Here is a 20,628-nt window from a genome sequence, read left to right as displayed (position 1 = left end):
TCAAAAAAGCCTTCCGCTCTACAATGAGCGGAAGGCTTTTTTATGGAATATCTGTCAGTTACTTGTTGAAACTGGTGTATGTAACTTCTATTTTCAGCGGAGATTCCACTTCGCCTTTTGCATTCTCTTTCGGGCCGCCTTTTAGTTTGGCATATCCCGGCTTGAGGTCGTTTTGGATACCGGTTATGGTTTTGTTGCCGCTGCTGCTTGCACTGCTGTCATAGGTAATGGAAACCGGAATCAGCAATACCTTATCCCAGTCTTCATTTTCTTTGTTCCAAGTTTTTTCCCACTCTGTCTCATTCCAAGAACTGCCGGCCTTTTCTTTGGCGGCTTTCTTGGCAGCTTGTTTTTCGTTGATGCAAGTGGTAACCAACCGGGCTATGTTGCTGAATACATATTGATTGGTAGCAAATGCATTGTGGGTGGTTGTAAATGAGGTAATATTATCCCTGACTTTGTTCTCTTCAAAGAAGCTCTTCAACTCCTGCTTACGTATCAACAGCACGTCATTGGGAGCACTCATGCTATATTCGTAGTCACTGTTTATATTGTAATTCGTGAAAGTCAGTTTCACGGCATTCAGGGTGTCATTGGTCAGTTTGTTGTATATTGAATCGTATGGCATGATAGCTTCGGTGAAGATACCGGCAGGAGATTTAATGTAAGTGTGCTGAGATTCGGCAGCCTTTTCCTTTATCAAATCTGAATTCAGGAACTGGTTTGCCTGGATAACCTCTTTGGTAGAGGCAAATACAGTCTGCATGCTATAGAACAAAGAGTCTGTACCATCTTTTTTCTTCAGTGCTACACCGGTAGTATCATTTACGTAGTGGAAACGGAATTGCATATTCAAAGCCACATAATCCACATAGAGGATGGTTCCATCTCCGTAATCGCTCTTTACATATACTCCTTTGAAAATCTTGTCTATGAAAGTTGCGGCGTCTTTAAAGTATTCGGGATGCTCGCGATAAACCTTCAATATTCTGTCTTCGCCGAAAGTTTTCTTGTCCAATGGGAACGTCACATTGGGATAGAAAGTATAATAACCATTATTGTCCTTTTCAAATCTCACAGAATCCGGAACAGACGTATCGAAAGCTGAATAAGCCTTACGTCCGAGCAGGGACTTGGGGTCGTACTTGTTGTAGTATTCTTCTGGATTGATATTGGTATAGCGATTTTTGTCCAGCTTCTTGTCCAGTTCATAGATACTCATCCGGCATGCATTCAGGGAGTCGCCGAACCAACTGGAATAATAGACTGCCAGTTGCACTGAAACTACCGAGTCGGCAGTCATTGTACCAGTTGCCTTGATTGGATTTCCTTCACTGTCCCGTTCGGTCACTTTATACACTTCCGGAAGGGAGAAGTTTTCCGTACAGTTCAGCTCCGTAAGGAAACTTGTTTCGTAATAACCGAATTCCGGGTCGGAAAACTTGCCTATATAGCCGGTACTCGTTTTGGCAAATACGGAATCAACGGCAAATGAACGTGTTGTTACATTAAAAGTAGTAGTATGCGCTGACATGCCGTCAGAATCGGGCAACATACCCAGACCTAATGTTCCGGTGTTGTCATCGCATCCAAAGAAAGTCAGGACTGCCAAAAGCAATGTTCCCAGGTATCTTACTTTCATAGTTTTAACTGTCTAAATCGATTTTATTTTTGTTCTGTTTCCCATACCTTGTCGTAGAAGTCATTGCAGGCTTCAGCAAAGTTCTCGGGAGATTGATATTCCAATACCGGTTTTCCGGATTCGCGGGCATAGTTCAGTACTTCCTCATTGACGTGTTCGCTTTGCTGGATAATGCCGTCGGAGAAGTCAGCAGCCAGTTTGCAAAGTGCTGTGTAGTCAATGGGTTCCTTCAATCCTGCAATATCTTTCTTGGCGATGCCTTTCAACAATAGCTTGTTAGAGAAGTCTGCGTGGAAAGGTTGTTTGAAGTCATCTTCATAAAGGGAAAATATGACCTTGGCATCTCTGAAGGAAGGTTCGTCTTTATAGGCTTTTTTGATGTACAGAGGCGCTAAAGCGGTCATCCAGCCGTGGCAGTGGATGATGTCGGGACACCAACGCAGTTTCTTCACCGTTTCCAGTACGCCACGGGCATAGAAGATGGCACGGGCATCATTGTCTTCATACTCTTCACCATTTTCGTCTGTTACCTGCAAGCGGTTCTGGAAGTAGTCATCGTTGTCGATGAAGTATACTTGCATACGTGCAGACTGGATAGAGGCAACCTTGATGATGAGCGGGTGATCGGTATCGTCAATGATGAGGTTCATGCCGGAGAGTCGTATCACCTCATGCAGCTGGTTTCTGCGTTCGTTGATATTTCCCCATTTGGGCATAAACGTTCTGATTTCTCTGCCTTTCTCTTGAATAGCCTGAGGTAGGTTTCTGCCTACGAGGGACATTTCGGATTCTGAAACGTAAGGGGTAATTTCTTGGGTTATAAATAAAACCTTGTTCGCCTTTGTCATAATAACAATGTTCTCAATTATTCTGCAAAGATATAAAAAAAATCGGGCAATAAAGCAAACGGAGCCCGTCTATAATTCCTTATGAATTGTTAACTGCTTGTTATTCAGCGAGACAGCTGCTTCTGGAATTGCCGGAAAGTGTACTGAGTTTTGCATTAATTTGCGATATTTCTTCTTTATATGCTAAATAATGGTTTATTTTGCACCGCTTTTGCGAACAACCAAGTTATTATATAACCGATTAAAATGGAAATAGTACATACTATCAAGGACTTGCAGGCCGGACTTTCGGCTTTGAGAGCCCAAGGAAAGAAGGTAGGTCTGGTGCCTACGATGGGTGCCTTGCATGCCGGTCATGCCTCATTGGTGAAACGTTGTGTGGCAGAAAACGACGCTGCCGTAGTAAGCGTTTTTGTAAATCCGACCCAGTTTAATGACAAGAATGATTTAGTGAAATATCCTCGTACGCCGGAGGCTGACTGCCGTTTGCTGGAGGAGTGTGGAGCGGCATTTGTCTTTGCACCTTCAGTGGAGGAGATGTATCCGGAACCGGATGCCCGCCGTTTCAGCTATGCGCCGCTGGACACAGTGATGGAAGGAGCATTCCGTCCGGGACATTTTAACGGTGTCTGCCAGATTGTGAGCAAACTGTTTGATGCTGTGCAGCCGGATCGTGCCTACTTTGGCGAGAAAGATTTCCAGCAGCTGGCAATTATTCGCGAGATGGTCCGCCAGATGAAATATCCTTTGGAAATTGTAGGGTGTCCGATTGTGCGTGAGGAAGACGGGTTGGCTCTGAGCAGTCGCAATGCCCGTTTATCTGCCGAAGAACGTAAAAATGCACTGAAAATTTCGCAGACTTTATTTGAAAGTCGTACCTTTGGAGCTTCACATACGGTAGCTGAGACACAGAAGTTTGTGGAAGACACCATCGCAGCCGCCCCCGGATTGCGTTTGGAATACTTTGAGCTGGTGGATGGCAATACCTTACAGAAGATTACCGATTGGGAGGAAACTTCTTATGCTGTGGGTTGCATCACAGTATTCTGTGGGGAAGTTCGTCTGATTGATAATATCAAGTACAAAGAGCCTGCTGCCTTGTAATTTATAATTAGTAATTCGTAATTTATAAAGATATGATGATTGAAGTGTTGAAGTCGAAAATCCATTGTGCCCGCGTCACGGAAGCGAACCTGAACTATATGGGAAGCATTACGATTGATGAAGATTTGATGGATGCCGCCAACATGATTGCCGGCGAGAAGGTGTATATAGCCGACAATAATAACGGTGAACGTTTTGAAACCTACATTATTAAAGGCGAGCGTGGCTCTGGCAAAATTTGCCTGAACGGTGCGGCAGCCCGCAAGGTGCAACCTGATGACATCGTTATTATCATGTCCTACGCGCTGATGGACTTTGAAGAAGCCAAGTCGTTCAAGCCGACGGTGATTTTCCCCGACCCGGCAACGAACAAGGTGGTGAAGTAGTCTCTTTATTGAAATATGGAAATAAAGCCCTGTTTGCAATTTATTTGTAAACGGGGCTTTGTTTTACTTCTGATTCTTCTCCGCAGGGTTCGTATGAGAATGAGGAGCCGATTTAATCTTGTCGAGTAAATACAGAATCTCAGTTTGGACATCGAAATTATATCTTTGGTAATCCTGATAGGTGGGCATCAAGTCTGGATAAAGTGTGTGGGCACACCGGTCTTTGCCCGGAAAGCATATTTGTATGGAGTTGGAGATAGAGCCTTGCATACCGGTATAGGGTAGCCGGAATAAGGTTTGTTCCATGTAGGTATTGGGGGCTTGTCCGCTGGGTATTCCTACAAGGGTAGCACCCATTTTCCACAGATAGAAAGTGTAGTGGAAAGCTGCACTGAAGGTACGTTCGTTGGTAATGACGTAAATGTGTTCCGGAGTATAGAGCGCCTTTCCTTGTTGCTTTCTCAGTTCTTCCGGCACACTGGACATGCAGTTCTCGATGAAGTCGGTCCGTCGCTGTTCTATGTTTGTGGTGTCTGCTTCGTCCGTACTAAAAGTGTAGTCACCGTAGGCATAGTCTGTTCCGTATGCTTGGTTGAAATCCTGTAAGTTTGTCTGTAGTTTTTGCATGTAGAGGGGAGAGATGATACGATAGAATTCTATATCCATATCCGTTTGCAGGAAGTGGTCGCCGAACAGTTGGTAGAGTGTGGGTAGGACAATTGGAGTCCAGCCGCCGCTATTGTTGCGCAAATCTATGATGAGGGTGGAGGAGGCTTCCTTCTTCATCTCTTTCAGCATATGGGCGAAAACTTCGGAAAGGGACGGGAGTTGCCGAATGGCTTGCAGGGTATCGGCGGGCATATCTTGTTTCAGGATATCCCGATAATAGAATCCTATTTGCCGGTATAAATCTTTCAGCCCTTGTTTTTGCATATACTCAAAATTATCCCGTGCCATGATACTGTTGATATTGATGAGCATTATTTGCTTGTCGTTGTCTATGAACTGATAGGCCAGTTGTTTGTCTGTATAAGCTTTCCAACTGTTATTGTGTTGCATGGGTGTGTTTTGCACTTCCTGCCTTGACAATAAGGGAAGGGTTAATCCTCTTGATTTGCCGTCGGGAGTAAGAAGTGAGAGGTGAAGGTTGTCTTTCATTTCAGGGAAAAGCTGTCTCAAGAAATGTTCCGTAGGCATGGACCTGCATAGATTGGCATAACGGTCATATAGGTTTTCACTGGCTTGGATAGCGGCAGTGCGGGCCAGTACCTCTTCTAAAGAATCTCCGTTGATGGTTGTGATACGGCTACCTAACAAGTCTTTGTACGTTTCAGGGATTCCTTGAAGTATAATGCCGTCGGGGATGGTGCGTACTTCCAGTGCCAGGTAACGCTGATTTGCTTGTTGATTGGCTGTGGGAGGTAAAAGGTAGGTATGTCCGTCTTGCAGATTGGATAGGAAAATGCTTACCTTATCAAAAAAGGTCTGTTTCGTACCGGGAGTCCGGCGTAACTCGTTCTCCAGATGGAAAGCTTGTTCGTAGAAGAATACTTTTCCTCCGAAGCCGCTGTAAGGGTCGGGATGGGTTGCTGCCAGTTCTTTTACCAGATACCGAAAGTCTGAGGCAAGGGAATCCCCGTTTAGGGGCTCTTGGGCGCTTGCCAATAGGGAAGCCAGACAGGGAAGGAGGGATAGATAAATACGTTTCATATTCTTGAAATATTTAAATTGTATGCTAGAAGGGGAAAGTAGAGGAAGAGGTTGTAGTAGAATAAAAAAGGTGGAGTTCGTATGTCTCCACCTTTCATGACAGATTCTTATTTTTTTAGCTGTTCGTTCATCGCTGCTGCTGCCTTTCGTCCGTCTCCCATGGCAAGGATTACGGTAGCACCTCCGCGGACAATGTCTCCTCCGGCAAAGATGGTCGGGATGGACGACTGCATGTTATCGTTGACGGCAATCGTTCCTTTCCGGCCCAATTCCAGTCCCTTGATGGAGCTTGGGACAATCGGGTTGGGAGATACACCTACGCTGACGATGGCAAGGTCAATGTCGATGGTTTCCGTGGCTCCGGGGATGGGTACGGGACTGCGGCGTCCGCTGGCATCCGGCTCACCCAGTTCCATTTTCTGAAGCACCACTTGTTTCACTTTTCCTTGTTCGTCGGCAATGTATTCGATTGGGTTGTGGAGGGTCAGGAATTCTACACCTTCTTCCTTGGCATGTTTCACCTCCTCGATACGTGCCGGCATTTCTTCTTCCGAACGACGGTAGATAATTAGGGCGCGCGCTGCACCGAGGCGGCGTGCAGTACGCACGGAGTCCATGGCAGTATTACCGCCGCCTATCACGGCTACACATTTGCCGAAGGGAACCGGTGTATCGGAATCTTCACTTGCCGCATCCATCAGGTTGACACGGGTCAGGTATTCATTGGACGAGAGGATATTGATGGAGTTCTCGCCGGGGATATTCATAAAGTTGGGCAGTCCTGCTCCGGAAGCTACGAATATGCCCTTGAATCCTTCCTCTTCCAGTTGTTCCACGCTGAGCGTCTTACCGATAATGCAGTCCTTGACGAATTCCACTCCCATTTTGGCAAGGTTGTCAATTTCCACATCCACCACTTTGTTGGGCAGGCGGAACTCAGGAATGCCGTATTTCAATACACCACCAATCTCGTGCAGTGCTTCGAAAACAGTCACGTCATAGCCATACTTCGCCATATCTCCGGCAAATGACAGACCGGCGGGACCCGAACCGATGACAGCTACTTTGATACCGTTCTTTTCCTTGATTTCAGGTATGGAGATTTGTCCGCTCTCCCGTTCGTAGTCAGCGGCAAAACGTTCCAGATAGCCGATGGCTACCGGCTTTTCGTTCATTTTCAGATGGATACATTTGGATTCGCACTGTTTCTCCTGCGGGCAGACGCGACCGCAGACGGCAGGCAGTGCACTGGTTTCTTTCAGTGTCTTGGCTGCTTCGAGGAATTCACCGCGCTCAATGTTCTTGATGAAGCGGGGGATGTCGATACCTACCGGACAACCTTCCGTACATCCGGGGTTGGCGCAGTCCAAGCAACGTTTGGCCTCTGTCAGCGCTTGTTCTTTCGTTAACCCTTGGTTGACTTCCTCCTTGCGGCTGTGCGAGCGGTATTCTGCATCGAGCTCGTTCATCTCCACGCGTGGAATGGCAGTCCGTTCTTTGGCTTTCATGGATTTGCGTAACTCCTGACGCCATGCAGCATTACGGCTTTTCTCATCTTCCATGTTTTCACCGGTAGCTTGGCAGGTCTGAGGTTCTTCCAGCTTGTGCATCTCCTCGCGTTCGATGTTTTTAAAAGCGCCCATACGCTTCAGCATCTCGTCGAAGTCCACTTGATGTCCGTCGAACTCAGGGCCGTCCACACATACAAATTTGGTCTTTCCTCCGATGGTGATTCGGCAGGCGCCACACATGCCGGTACCGTCAACCATAATCGTATTCAGGGATACATCCGTGGGGATTTCGTATTTCTTTGTCAGCAAACAAACAAATTTCATCATGATGGCGGGGCCGATGGCGAAACACTTGTTCACCTTCTCGCGCTTGATGACTTCTTCTACGCCTTCCGTCACCAGACCTTTTCGTCCGTAGGAACCGTCGTCGGTCATGATAATGACTTCGTCGGAGCTTTCGCGCATCTCCTTTTCAAGGATGATCAGTTCTTTGGTACGTCCTGCCAGTACGGTGATGACGCGGTTGCCGGCAGCTTTCAGCGCTTGCACGATAGGGAGCATGGGAGCTACGCCTACACCACCTCCGGCACAGACCACAGTACCGAAGTTGTCAATGTGCGTAGCTTGTCCCAACGGGCCGACAACATCCGTAATATAATCGCCTTCGTTCAGTTCGCAAAGACGGGTAGAGGAGAGCCCGACTTCCTGAACCACCAGTGTGATGGTTCCCTTTACCGGGTCGGCTTCCGCAATGGTAAGCGGCATACGTTCGCCTTTTTCGCCCACACGTACAATGACAAAGTGCCCTGCCTTACGTGATTTGGCAATCAATGGTGCTTCAATGACTAACTTAAAGACCTTTTCAGAAAAGTGTTCTTTGCTAATGATTTTATTCATTATCTAATAATTTTGTTGGTGTAATTACGCAATTACTGTCAGATTGATAGATTTTGCAAAGATAGGGGTTATTTGGTAATATCAAAAGAAGAATAGGGTAAAACTGCATGTTGTCACTGGATAACATTCCTTTGTCACTATAATTTGTTCACTTTCTACAGCCTGCCTACTTTTGAAATAAAAAATGAGGAAGAGTATGTATCGAAATGTTTTTTTAGGGGCAATTTTATTGAGTATGCCTTTGGTGGTTTGGTCGCAGCAGGATACGATTGCCGACCAGCGTTTGGAAGAAATTATGGTAACTGCTAAACTCCCGTTGGTAGAAATATCTGCCGGTAAAACAAGTTACCGGATGGATGCGTCAGTCACTCAAAGTACGGGAAGTCTTTATGATGTTCTTGCTTCCCTGCCGGGAGTCGTGATAGATTCCAATGGTAATATCTTGCTGAACGGACAAAGCGGTGCGACGATTCTGATGGATGGCAAGCCTACTTATCTTTCGGGAGATGAATTGATGAGTCTGTTGAAATCTACTCCTGCAACTAATGCTGATAAGATAGACTTGATAACCCAGCCTTCCGCACGCCACGATGCGGCGGGAAGCTCCGGGTTGATTGATATCCGTACAAGAAAAATAAGGCTGCGCGGTGTGAATCTGGCTTTGAACGGCAATGGCAGTCTTGGACGGACGGGTGGTGGTTATGGCGGCGTTTCCATGAATGTCAGGGAGAATAAGTTCAATCTTTATTTGAATTATTCGTATTATCAGGGAAAGGATGTCATAGACTTGTTTATCGACCGTGCGTTCGAACGGGATGGAGGAAGAATGATGCAGAACTCTTACCGGAAGCGTAGGAATTATTCGCACTATTTTCGTACCGGATGTGATTATTATCTCAATGAGCGGACAGTTTGGGGAGTCTCATTGGGTGGAAACTTTTCCCGGCAAAGGGAAAATGCAGGCATGTTTACGGAAATCCGAGAAACCGGAGTTGCGGGAAATACTTACAGCCATGCGGAGCAAAACCGGAATAATGTTTCTGCCGGAACCAGTATGGTGCACAAGCTGAAAAGAGAAGGGGGAGAACTCAGCGCTTCTTTTGATTATTTCCATTACTACCGTGTTGGAAACCAGTTGATGGATAGTTTTAAACCCGATACATTGAAAGGGGACATGAAGGGAAATACCGACTTATATGTCGGACAGATAGATGCGGTTTATCCATTAAGTGAGGTTTGGAAGTTACAGGCCGGAGTCAAAACCTCATTTGTTACGATAGACAATACGGCAGGTTATATGCGTCCGTCGGCTTCCGGCTGGCTGCCGGACGGGGCGCTTGGTTCCCGATTTGTATATGATGAAAATATCAATGCCTCCTATCTGCAAGCCGGCTATGAGAAAGACCGCTTGAAAATCTCAGCGGGTTTGAGGTTGGAATATACCCATGTACACGGGGATTTTGGAGGAAATACACAACAGAAAGACTCTTCGTTTACAACGAATTACTTTCATTTGTTTCCTACTATTGCTTTGCAATACGGTTTGACTTCGGAACATCTGTTTCAGCTTTCGTATGGCAGGCGTATTACCCGCCCTAATTATGGTGATTTGAATCCTTTTACCTACATATTCGATGACTATACCCATGAAGGGGGAAATACGAAGCTGCATCCTTCCTTTTCTGATAATATAGAGTTGGGATATGTGTATCGTGACTGGTTTCAGACGGTTCTCTTTTTCTCGTATACAGATGATGCTATCATGAAGAGCTATCGCGAACAAGAGGAACGGCGTATCTATGTAATGCCTCAGAATCTGTCTTCCTATGTACAGACGGGTGTGCGTGTACATGCTGCCAACCTCTCACCTGCTTCTTTTTGGAAAGTGAATCTGACCGCTATCGGTATTTATAATAATTATAATTGGACGGAACAAGGGCAGAAAATGAAAAACCGTATGTTTACCCCGATACTCGGCTGCATGAACCAGTTTGCTTTCACTTCCGTATGGTCGGCCGAACTTTCGGCAAATTATAATGGACGAATGGCCTACGGACAAGCCACAGTACATCCGGCGCTGGAAGTGAATGTCGGCATCCAAAAGAAGATGTTCCGTAACAGATGCACCGTTACCTTGTTTGCCAAGGATGTATTCGACACCAATTATCAAAAAGTAGATATTCAATCTCCCGGTGTGCAGGCGTTTGTTGACGAACGGCACAACAAACGTGTGCTGGGTATTGCTTTCGCCTGGCGTTTTCAAAAAGGCAGCGAGACAAAAGAAAGCAGAAGGAAAAAAGAAATAGATGAAACAAAAAGAGTAAATTTGTAACTGTTATGGGCAGACTGTGGAACAAGTGGCTGGTGCCGGCATTATTTGCCGTGATTCTTTTTCTGTGTATTCGTGTGGCGAATGATATTCCGAAACATGAATACTATTGGGAAAGTAATGAGTGGAATTTCATGCTGAAGGATATGCTTGTGGTACTCTTCATGTCTTATCCTATCTTTTTTCTATTGAAGTATTGGCTTCGTTTGTGCCGGAAGCGGAAGTTGGTATGGTGGCAGGAATACGGGGTAGTTGTCCTGACGGTTCCCGTCTGGTGTCTTCTGACGATGTGGGTCATCCGCTTTTTGATGGGAGTAAGTCTTGATTTATACGATGTGCCTGTTCCGGCCATAGTCAGTATGTTGCTTGGCGGCTTCTTTTATATATTCTTGCGTAATCAGATGATACAGAAGGAAAATGAAGCTCAACGCCTGCAGTTGGAGAAGATAAAAAATGACCAGCTCCAGACAGAACTGAAATTCCTTAAAGCGCAATATCATCCACACTTTCTTTTTAATGTACTCAATACGGTTTATTTTCAGATAGATGAGAATAATGAGGCTCCGCGGCATACTCTTGAGCAATTGTCCGATTTGCTTCGTTACCAATTATACAATGATGGGGAGAAAGTGCAAGTCCGTGTGGAAGTGGAATATCTGAAACAATACATCAGCCTATGTAAACTTCGTGCTACGAAGCGGCTGCAGTTGCAGGTGCATTTCGATGAAATGGAGGCGCAGGTTGAGATTTATCCATTGTTGTTTGTACCGTTGGTGGAGAATGCTTTCAAATATGTGGGAGGGAACTATTTTATAGCTATGGATATGTGTCTGAAAGAAGGCAAGTTGTGTTTTAGTATTGAAAATTCTATACCGGAACCATTAGTGCACCAGAAAGGAAAACATGGAATCGGCATAGAAAATCTGAGGCGCAGGCTGGAGCTGCTATATCCGGAGCGTCATACGCTGGACATAAATAGAGGAGATACTTTGTTTAGAGTAAAACTTGTGATAGAATTATAGGATGAAACAGGTAAAATGTGTAATAACCGATGACGAGCCTACTGCATGTGAAGGATTGCAACGCTATGTGGAAAAGGTGGATTTCCTTTCTTTAATGGGTGTATGTGAAGATACTATGCAGTTGAACACTCTTTTGCAGACTGAGCAGCCGGACTTGTTGTTTCTGGATATTGAAATGCCTTATCTTTCGGGGCTTGAACTCTTGGCATCTCTTGCCCATCCGCCTCATGTGATTATCACTTCCGCTTATGAGCAGTATGCATTGAAAGGTTATGAACTTGATGTTACGGACTATCTGTTGAAACCGATTTCGTTTGACCGGTTCCTGAAAGCGGTGAATAAAGTACATGGTCTTTTGCAGCAGGAGAAATGGCCGGATGAAGCTAATAATTTTATATTTGTCCGTTCAGACCGTCAGATGCATAAGGTGTTGTTTAAGGATATTCTGGTGGTGGAGGGGCTGGAAAATTACGTCTGTATTTATACGGAAAGCACAAAGCTGCTTGTACGTTCTACCATGAAGCGTATGATAGAGGCTCTTCCTGGTGGAGTATTTCAGCAAGTCCATAAATCATATCTGATAAATTTGGAAAAGATTGAGATGATAGATGGCAATCGGATTATAGTTGGGAGGCATACTGTTCCGGTGGCACGTAATTTCCGCGAGGAGGTGTTTGCACGTATTTTGAAGAATACTTTGTAGTTGCGCAGGAGAAGCTTGTCATGATAAAACTCCGGGCACGAATTACATGGATTTCACGTTTTTTGCTAACCGCAACTGTGAAATTCATGTAATTCGTGCCCGAAAGAAAGTGTCAAAGGCGTATTGCTGCACGTGACTATTATGGCCTTAGTCTATTATTTCAAATCCCGTATACGGAACCAATGCCTTTGGTATGCGGATTCCTTCTGGAGTCTGGTTGTTTTCCAGCAAGGCGGCAACGATGCGTGGCAGAGCGAGTGCGGAACCGTTCAGCGTATGGCAAAGCTCTGTTTTCTTTTCTGCCGTACGGTAGCGGCATTTCAGACGGTTGGCTTGATAAGTGTCAAAATTAGAGACGGAACTTACTTCCAGCCAGCGTTTCTGTGCTTCGGAATACACCTCAAAGTCAAAACAGAGGGCAGCCGTGAAGCTCATATCGCCACCGCAAAGGCGCAGGATGCGGTAGGGGAGTTCCAGCTTTTGAAGCAAACCTTCTACGTGGTCCAACATCTCCTGGTGGGATTGTTTGCTGTGTTCCGGTTTGTCGATGCGTACCAGTTCCACTTTGGAGAATTCGTGCAGGCGGTTCAAGCCACGTACGTCTTTCCCGTATGAACCGGCTTCACGGCGGAAACATTGTGTGTATGCACAGTTCTTGATGGGCAACTGCTTTTCGTCCAGAATCACATCACGGTAGATGTTGGTTACGGGGACTTCGGCGGTAGGAATCAAGTAGAGGTCGTCCACTTCGCAATGATACATTTGCCCTTCCTTGTCAGGCAGCTGTCCCGTGCCGTAGCCGGAAGCGGCGTTCACCACTGTGGGCGGCATTATTTCCGTATAGCCGGATTTGCGTGCTTCGTCCAGGAAGAAGTTGATGAGTGCGCGTTGCAGTTGTGCGCCTTTGCCTTTGTATACGGGGAAGCCGGCACCGGTAATCTTGACACCCAGGTCAAAGTCTATCAAGTCATATTTCTTGGCCAGTTCCCAGTGGGGCAGGGCGTCTTTGGGCAGCTCGGTTTCCATACCACCTATTTTCTCTACTACATTGTCGTCGGCATCTACGCCTTCAGGCACGCTGTCGTAGGGAACGTTGGGGATGGTATAAAGCAAAGTCTGCAAATCGTTGGCAGCCTGGTCCATATTGGCTTGCAAGTCCTTGTTGACTTCTTTCAGCTCGGCCACGCGGCTTTTGGCGGCTTCTGCTTCTTCTTTCTTGCCCTCCTTCATCAGTTGTCCGATGGATTTGGAGAGTGAGTTGGCTTCTGCCAGGTTTTTATCTAGGATGGTTTGATTGGCTTTTCTTTTGTCATTGAAGTCCAGCACTTGTGCAATGGTTTCTTTTGCATTCTTGAAGTGCTTCTTTTCCAGTCCGCGGAGAACCGCGTCGGTGTTTTCTGTAATTTGTTTGATGGTAAGCATATCTTATACTTGTTTTTATGTTATTCGGTTTTGTGAGTGCAAAGATATGGAAAAAACAAATAAAGTGTTGCTTTTGACATAAAAGAAAGGGATGCAACCTATTCGGATTGCATCCCTTTTCCTTATTTCTTGTTCGGAAACTTATGCTTCTGCATTTTCTGCAGGGATAACAGAAACTGAACGTCTGTCTTCCTTGCCCACTTTGAATTGTACAGTTCCGTCTACTAAAGCGAAAAGAGTGTGGTCTTTTCCCATACCGATGTTATTACCCGGGTGGAATTCAGTACCTCTTTGACGAACGATGATGTTACCTGCTTTGCAAGCTTCGCCACCAAATATCTTAACGCCTAATCTCTTGCTCTGTGATTCGCGGCCGTTCTTAGAACTACCGACACCTTTTTTATGTGCCATTTCTTCTTACTGTTTTAATTGATTAAGCTACTACTTCTGTAATTGTTAACTCTGTGAATTGTTGACGGTGACCGTTCAACTTACGATAACCTTTTCTTCTTTTCTTGTGGAAAACAAGAACTTTATCGCCTTTTACCATGTTTGATACGACCTGGCAAACAACCTTTGCACCCTCTACTGTGGGAGCACCTACGGTGATGTTGCCGTCTTTGTCTACCAAAAGAACCTTGTCAAACTCTACTGTTGCACCGTTTTCTGCATTCTGGATGTGGTGTACAAACAGCTTTTTGCCAGCTTCTGCTTTGAATTGCTGACCGTTGATTTCTACAATTGCGTACATTTCTTATATATAATGTATAAGTTAGCTCCGTCGGGTGGTCTCTAATCACTTAGAAAGCACTTGGTCGAACCCGGTGCGGAATAATCGGGCACAAAAGTACTCTTTTTATTCTAAATGGACAAATGTTCTTTTGCTTTTTTGTTCTTTTAATGCAGATTGTACTTTTAGATTATTGGAGAAAAACTGTTTCATCAAGGAGAAACAGTCCGTGTAGGGATGGTTTCTGTTACAAAATGAATTTCAGAACATAGATACCGGCCAGCATCAGCGCCATTACAAGACACGCGAATATGACGAGTAGCACAAGACTGTAAGTCAGCATGAGGATAGTGCGCCAAAAGCTTCTCCACCAGGTGCAGCGGTACAATTGTTTGTAATCCCAACAGAATAGGACGAAAATAAGCCATAAAGGCAGCTCATACAAATCGTCTACCTTTGCGTACCCGTTGAAAGGCAGCACGATGATGCTCAGCAGGAGTATCTGGCAAGCTATGTAGGCTTGTATGAACACATGCTCCGTGGTATTGTAGTTTAACTTATATTTCCGGCGTCGGAAGGCAAGTTGGGTGGCAAGTGCAAACAAAGGCAGTGTGGCAATGATGCGGAATGCCTTGTTTCCGTGTCCCCAGCTCTTCATCAGATTCCATACTTTCATTAGGAAAGGAGAGTTCTGTAAGACTTTTTCCAGTCTGTCTCCCACTTCCGAGGTGTCGTTTACAAATTCATCGATGAGGTCGCCATCATCGCTGTTCTGTTCGGACACCTGTGTGGCAGAAGTGGAGTCGTTCTTCTCTTCCAGTTTGTTCAAGCTTTTCTCCAGGCTTTTTATAGTGATGGCGAGGGCTCGCTTTTCCTCTTTGCTATAGGTTTTCTCCATCTTTTTGGTAAGCTTCTCTTTAGCGGCAATGATTTCTTCTTTGTCTGTCTGCTCTGTCTTTTCCGTCTTTTCTTTTTTGCTTAGGGCTTCCGGGTCTACCAGTTGCACAGCCATGATATAAAGGGCTGCAAGAATGAAGAGTGTCTGGAACGGGCGAAAATACTCTACACGCTTACCACCGATGAAGTCTCTAATCATGTACCCCGGACGGTAGAGGAGTTCCAGAAGGGTACGTCCAAAGCCATTATCTATATTGAAGAAGCCTCCGGCAATGTTTTTAAGCGCGTTACTCAACCGATAGCGTGGAGTGTTACGGCTTTGTCCGCAACGGTTACAGTAGTTGCCGGTATAGGTGGTGCCACAATTCAGACAGGTGCAGGTTTCGTTGCCAGCGGGAGGAGTTTTTCTCCCTTGTATCAGCTTGATGTGAAATGCGCGTAAGCGTACTGCGCAGGGGTGCCACCATGAGTCGATGAAAGTTCTTGCTTTGTTGGGTAGTATCCTTCTTTTTTGGAGGATACCCCACAATGTCAGTATGAAAACAACCGGGAAGAAGTTGCTGTCGTCGGTCATGTCCAGCTCTTCAATAGCCAGCCAGAAGAGTGTCACTAGAAGGAGGATTTGCCAGACGCTTATCCTTTTCTGTTTCCGGGGAGAAGTGGCATGCGCATTTTCCGGCCGGATGGGATTTTCAATCTTGAATATGGAAGGATGCTCCTCCTGAACTGCCAGCAGTTCTTCCAAGGTGTTCATTATTTTCCGGTGTGGGTACTTCTCCAATTCTTTGGCAGTGGTTACTCCGTGGGTGACTCCAGCAAAGTCTACTCCGGCCGCTTGGGCTGTTTCCGCATCTACCGTGCTGTCGCCTATATAGAGGGTCTCGGCTTTGCTGACATGTAGCCGCTTAATGGCAAGGAGTAGCCCTTCGGGAGATGGCTTGGCGGCTTTCACGTCTTCACCACCCACGATGATGTCCATAAAATCTTCAGGAAAATGCTGGTCGAGGAGTTCCTTGATGCGGAATCGGTATTTGGTCGAGATGATTCCGATGCGGGCGCCGGAGTCCTTCAGTGCAGTCAGTACGGACTTGGTTTCCAGGAAAAGCACCGTGTTGACAGTCATATGCGTATCGGCCTCTTTTCGGTATTCTGCCTTGAATCCTGCCAGTTGTCCGGCATCTGTCACGCCGGTGAGGATGGAAAAAGAGTCTTCCAGAGTCTTGCCGATAGTACGTTTGATGTCGTCATCCGTCACCTCTGTATATCCGTGACGGGTCAGTACGTTGTGGAAACAAGTGACGATTCCGCGGGAAGAATCAGCAAGCGTATAATCAAAGTCGAAAAGATAGGTCGTGTAATTCATTGTGACTTTTTGTGACAAAGATAGTGTAAAGTATATTTTTACAAAATAAAAAAGAGGATTAATCGGAATTTTGTATTACTTTTGTTTGCATGAATTCTGTAGAAAAGTGACAAGATGTGTAAGTGTTTTATCCGGTTAGGTTGTTATACTATACACGTTAACCCTATAATGTTATGAATTTGATAAAATCTTGTTGTTTGTTTGTGGTCTTTTCATCCTTTCTGGCATGCACCTCGCAGGTGTCGGATGTGAAGAGTGTGTCTTATACAGAGTTTGTGAATCCCTTTATCGGTACAGATTTTACTGGAAACACCTATCCGGGTGCCCAGGCGCCGTTTGGCATGGTGCAGCTCAGTCCTGACAACGGACTGCCGGGCTGGGACCGTATTTCCGGATATTTTTATCCGGACAGTACCATTGCAGGCTTCAGCCATACCCATCTCTCCGGAACCGGCGCTGGTGACTTGTATGACATCTCTTTTATGCCGGTGACATTGCCTTATAAGGAGGCGGAAGCTCCGCTCGGCATTCACTCTTTGTTCTCTCATTCGGAAGAGTCGGCAAGCGCTGGATATTATCAGGTGCGTCTGAAAGATTATAATATAAATGTAGAGTTGACGGCCACCGAGCGTTGTGGCATTCAGCGGTATACTTTCCCAAAAGCCGATGCTGCCGTTTTCCTGAATTTGCGGAAAGCCATGAATTGGGATTTTACCAATGATTCTCACATAGAAGCCGTCGATTCGGTAACGGTGCAAGGTTACCGTTACTCTGACGGTTGGGCACGCGACCAGCGCCTCTACTTCCGTACACGTTTCTCCAAACCGTTTGCTGCGATGCAGCTCGATACAGCTGCCATAGAGAAAGAAGGCAAGCGGATAGGGACATCTGTCATTGCACGATTCGACTTTCAGACTAAGGAAGGAGAACAGATTCTTGTCAGTACTGCCATCTCCGGTGTAAGTATGGAAGGGGCGGCACGTAATCTAGCAGCAGAAGTACCTGATGATGATTTCGACAAATACCTGGCTGCTGTGCAGGATGATTGGAACGAACAATTGTCCCGGATAGAAATAAAATGCGATGACCGCGATGAGAAAGTCAAGTTCTATACAGCTTTATATCATTCGATGATTGCTCCTACCATTTACAGTGATGTGGACGGCGCCTATTACGGTCCCGACAAGCAAGTGCACCGGGTAGAGGGCTGGACAAATTACAGTACTTTCTCCTTGTGGGACACTTACCGTGCGGCTCATCCTCTCTATACTTTTATTGAGCCGGAACGGGTGAATGATATGGTGAAGTCCTTCCTCGCCTTCTTCGAACAGAACGGCCGCCTTCCCGTATGGAATTTTCAGGGGGGCGAGACAGATATGATGATAGGTTACCACTCTGTGCCGGTTATTGTAGATGCCTATCTGAAAGGTATTGGGGACTTCGATGCGAAAAAGGCCTTGGAGGCTTGTGTAGCTACTGCCAATATCGATTCCTATCGTGGCATTGGGTTATATAAGAAATATGGCTATGTTCCTTATAATGTGACAGATCAGTATAATTCGGAAAACTGGTCACTTTCTAAAACACTGGAATATGCATATGATGACTATTGTATAGCCCGTATGGCAGAGAAGCTGGGCGATAAGGAGGTTGCGGACGAGTTTTATAAGCGTTCCCGTAATTACCGGAATGTCTACAATCCGGTAAGTTCTTTCATGCAGCCCCGTGATGACAAGGGAGAGTTTATCCGGAACTTCTCGCCGGACGACTATACTCCGCACATCTGCGAGAGCAACGGCTGGCAATACTTCTGGTCTGTGCAGCAGGATATTGACGGTTTGATAGTTTTGACCGGAGGTAAGGAACGGTTTGCCCAGAAGCTGGACAGTATGTTTACTTACAATCCTTCTGCAGATGATGAGTTGCCTATTTTCAGCACCGGGATGATTGGCCAGTATGCGCATGGAAATGAGCCTAGCCATCACGTCATCTATCTGTTCAATGCTGTGGATCAACCTTGGAAAACCCAGAAATATGCAGCCCGGGTGATGCGTGAACTCTACCTGAACACTCCTGCCGGTTTGTGCGGCAACGAGGATTGCGGACAGATGTCCGCCTGGTATGTGTTCAGTGCGATGGGCTTTTATCCGGTAGACCCGGTTGGTGGAAAATATGAAATCGGTACCCCCCTATATCCGGAAATGAAGATGCACCTGCCCGGTGGAAAGACCTTTACGGTACTGGCGCCGGCGGTGAGCAAGGAAAATTGCTACATTCAATCTGTCAAACTCAACGGTAAGAACTATGACAAAAGTTATATTACGCATGAACAGATAATGGATGGAAGTGTTTTCGAATTTGAAATGGGGGATAAGCCAGGTCAGGCATGGTACAGTCCCCGATAACCGGCTAACATATGAATGAACATTTCGACTTGACATATAAATCCCTTTTCCGCAGGTATTATACCAACCTGCTGTTCTATGCCACACGCATTGTGGGGGAAGAAGATGCGGAAGATGTGGTACAGGATGTTTTCGTGGAGCTGTGGAAGCGGAAAGATACCATGAAGGTGGGAGAGCAGATTCAGGCTTTTCTGTATAGGGCGGTGTATACCCGTGCCTTGAACGTTCTGAAGCATCGGGACATTGTGAGTGGCTATGAGGCTGTCATGCTCGAAATCCATAAAAAGAGGGTTGAGTTCTATCAACCTGACAGCAATGATGTGGTGAAACGGATAGAGGATGCCGAACTCAGGAGGAAGCTGTCCGATGCCATCAATGAATTGCCGGACAAGTGCCGGATGGTATTCAAACTCAGCTATCTGCATGATATGAAGAATAAGGAGATAGCTGATACAATGGGAGTGTCATTGCGTACGGTGGAGGCCCACATGTACAAAGCTTTGAAGTTGCTGCGTGATAAACTGGGGTATCTGAACCTGATGTTGGCTCTGTTTTTCATCGGGAAAGTAAGTGTTTTTGCGAGCAGCGTTGTTTTATTATCATAATGAAGGAAAGAATGAATAAGTTGAATGAGGAGATATTGGCCAAGTTCCTTATGGGTGAATGTACGGAAGATGAACTTCGTGAGGTGAACGCCTGGCTGGAAGAGTCGGGTGAGAATGCACGCGAATTGTTCAGGCTGGAGGAGATTTACCACTTGGGGAGACTGGGGGATACTTCGAATACACAAGACATAGAAAAGGCCGAAAAGCGATTGTTTAAAAGGCTGGAACAAGAGAAGACGAAACAATACAAGGTACGGAGGATGGTTGGGTGGATACGGTATGCGGCCGTATTTGTGGGCTTCTTCCTTTTGGGTACTTTCGGCTATCTTTTTTATCAGACTTATAGCCAGCCGGAAACATTACTGGCTGTCACCACTCATGATAAGATTAAGGAACTGAAACTGCCGGATGGAACCAAAGTCTGGCTGAATAAAAACACTACCCTGAAATATCCACATGAGTTTGCAGGGAAGGGAAGAAAGGTTTATCTGGAAGGAGAAGGATATTTTGAGGTGATGAGGAATCCGGAAAAACCGTTTGTCGTACAGAGTGAGGTCATGCAGGTCAGAGTATTGGGAACTGTTTTCAACCTCAAGTCTGACAAGGCTAAGATGTCTGCAGTAGCTACCCTTTTGAAAGGCGAAGTAGAGGTGAAAGGTAATCATGGCGAGGGTATGATTATCCTTGCCCCCGGACAGAAAGCCGAGCTGAACGGAATGACTAGGCGTCTGGTGGTGAAGCAGGTGGATACGGGAATCGAAAACTGGCACAATAATGAGTTTGTCTTTGAGAAGGCTGACCTATACACCATTGCGCGTACATTGGAGAATTCGTATGGGGTGAGGGTAATTCTGGCACCGAACATAGATGTAAGCAAGACTTACTCGGGTACACTGAAGAAAAAAGAGAGTGTAGGGGCTGTGCTGAATCTGATAAAGAATGCCATTCCATTGGAGTATAAAATTGTGGGGAACAGTGTTTTCCTCTCCTCAATGAAGTAGGAAGGCCGCACAAATTCGAGATATGACGAGAAGAATTTATTTAATACTAACAA

Annotated in this window: 16 protein-coding genes; 8 read left to right on the top strand and 8 right to left on the bottom strand. The window is 45.9% G+C overall.

What is annotated here, in order from left to right; all coding sequences use genetic code 11:
• Positions 1-58 precede the first annotated feature (58 nt).
• A complete protein-coding gene (locus DW800_RS16790; RefSeq protein WP_117703445.1) occupies positions 59-1,642 on the bottom strand; it encodes a DUF4270 domain-containing protein in 1,584 nt (527 codons plus the stop codon).
• A 23-nt stretch (positions 1,643-1,665) separates the two neighbouring features.
• Positions 1,666-2,490: a glycogen/starch synthase gene (locus DW800_RS16785; protein WP_005823572.1), complete on the bottom strand. Its 825-nt coding sequence runs from the start codon at positions 2,488-2,490 to the stop codon at positions 1,666-1,668.
• Between the two features lie 246 nt (positions 2,491-2,736).
• Between DW800_RS16785 and panC the strand changes: the two genes are divergently transcribed.
• Positions 2,737-3,594, top strand: coding sequence for a pantoate--beta-alanine ligase (gene panC, locus DW800_RS16780; protein ID WP_044469131.1), 858 nt, complete (start codon positions 2,737-2,739; stop codon positions 3,592-3,594).
• A gap of 32 nt (positions 3,595-3,626) precedes the next feature.
• The gene (panD, locus tag DW800_RS16775; RefSeq protein ID WP_005823568.1) at positions 3,627-3,980 is read left to right on the top strand and encodes an aspartate 1-decarboxylase; all 354 of its coding nucleotides are present in this window, start codon (positions 3,627-3,629) and stop codon (positions 3,978-3,980) included.
• A 63-nt stretch (positions 3,981-4,043) separates the two neighbouring features.
• Here the strand turns inward: panD and DW800_RS16770 are convergent, their stop codons facing one another.
• The gene (locus DW800_RS16770; protein WP_117703444.1) at positions 4,044-5,690 is read right to left on the bottom strand and encodes a S41 family peptidase; all 1,647 of its coding nucleotides are present in this window, start codon (positions 5,688-5,690) and stop codon (positions 4,044-4,046) included.
• A gap of 107 nt (positions 5,691-5,797) precedes the next feature.
• Positions 5,798-8,098, bottom strand: coding sequence for a bifunctional dihydroorotate dehydrogenase B NAD binding subunit/NADPH-dependent glutamate synthase (locus tag DW800_RS16765; protein WP_005835472.1), 2,301 nt, complete (start codon positions 8,096-8,098; stop codon positions 5,798-5,800).
• A 196-nt stretch (positions 8,099-8,294) separates the two neighbouring features.
• Between DW800_RS16765 and DW800_RS16760 the strand changes: the two genes are divergently transcribed.
• The 3 genes from DW800_RS16760 to DW800_RS16750 are packed head-to-tail and all read left to right on the top strand — an operon-like array spanning position 8,295 to position 12,152.
• Positions 8,295-10,430, top strand: coding sequence for an outer membrane beta-barrel family protein (locus DW800_RS16760; protein WP_227224199.1), 2,136 nt, complete (start codon positions 8,295-8,297; stop codon positions 10,428-10,430).
• A 5-nt stretch (positions 10,431-10,435) separates the two neighbouring features.
• Positions 10,436-11,449: a sensor histidine kinase gene (locus DW800_RS16755; RefSeq protein WP_005828900.1), complete on the top strand. Its 1,014-nt coding sequence runs from the start codon at positions 10,436-10,438 to the stop codon at positions 11,447-11,449.
• A 1-nt stretch (position 11,450) separates the two neighbouring features.
• The gene (locus DW800_RS16750) at positions 11,451-12,152 is read left to right on the top strand and encodes a LytR/AlgR family response regulator transcription factor (RefSeq protein ID WP_005828898.1); all 702 of its coding nucleotides are present in this window, start codon (positions 11,451-11,453) and stop codon (positions 12,150-12,152) included.
• 147 nt (positions 12,153-12,299) lie between these two features.
• On the opposite strand, the gene serS is transcribed toward DW800_RS16750, so the two are convergent.
• From serS to DW800_RS16725, 4 genes are all read right to left on the bottom strand, one after another.
• Positions 12,300-13,574, bottom strand: coding sequence for a serine--tRNA ligase (serS, locus tag DW800_RS16745; RefSeq protein WP_117703442.1), 1,275 nt, complete (start codon positions 13,572-13,574; stop codon positions 12,300-12,302).
• A gap of 141 nt (positions 13,575-13,715) precedes the next feature.
• Positions 13,716-13,985, bottom strand: a complete 270-nt coding sequence (gene rpmA / locus DW800_RS16740) for a 50S ribosomal protein L27 (protein ID WP_005828893.1) — start codon at positions 13,983-13,985, stop codon at positions 13,716-13,718.
• Between the two features lie 22 nt (positions 13,986-14,007).
• Positions 14,008-14,325: a 50S ribosomal protein L21 gene (rplU, locus tag DW800_RS16735; RefSeq protein ID WP_005828892.1), complete on the bottom strand. Its 318-nt coding sequence runs from the start codon at positions 14,323-14,325 to the stop codon at positions 14,008-14,010.
• 226 nt (positions 14,326-14,551) lie between these two features.
• Complete coding sequence (locus DW800_RS16725) at positions 14,552-16,564, bottom strand: HAD-IA family hydrolase (RefSeq protein WP_117703441.1); 2,013 nt, start codon at positions 16,562-16,564, stop codon at positions 14,552-14,554.
• Between the two features lie 173 nt (positions 16,565-16,737).
• Between DW800_RS16725 and DW800_RS16720 the strand changes: the two genes are divergently transcribed.
• Genes DW800_RS16720 through DW800_RS16710 form a run of 3 tightly spaced genes read left to right on the top strand, consistent with a single transcriptional unit; the run spans position 16,738 to position 20,575 of the window.
• Entirely contained in the window at positions 16,738-18,969 is a 2,232-nt protein-coding gene (locus DW800_RS16720) for a GH92 family glycosyl hydrolase (RefSeq protein WP_016272631.1), read from the top strand.
• Between the two features lie 11 nt (positions 18,970-18,980).
• Complete coding sequence (locus DW800_RS16715; RefSeq protein ID WP_005828885.1) at positions 18,981-19,574, top strand: RNA polymerase sigma-70 factor; 594 nt, start codon at positions 18,981-18,983, stop codon at positions 19,572-19,574.
• A gap of 11 nt (positions 19,575-19,585) precedes the next feature.
• Positions 19,586-20,575 carry a FecR family protein gene (locus DW800_RS16710; protein ID WP_005835480.1) on the top strand — a complete coding sequence of 330 codons (990 nt, stop codon included), beginning with the start codon at positions 19,586-19,588 and terminating at the stop codon, positions 20,573-20,575.
• Positions 20,576-20,628 lie beyond the last annotated feature (53 nt).

Source organism: Bacteroides sp. AM32-11AC, assembly GCF_003603515.1.
In the GTDB taxonomy this organism is placed as follows: domain Bacteria; phylum Bacteroidota; class Bacteroidia; order Bacteroidales; family Bacteroidaceae; genus Bacteroides; species Bacteroides uniformis.
This window is presented reverse-complemented; position numbering and strand designations above follow the sequence as displayed.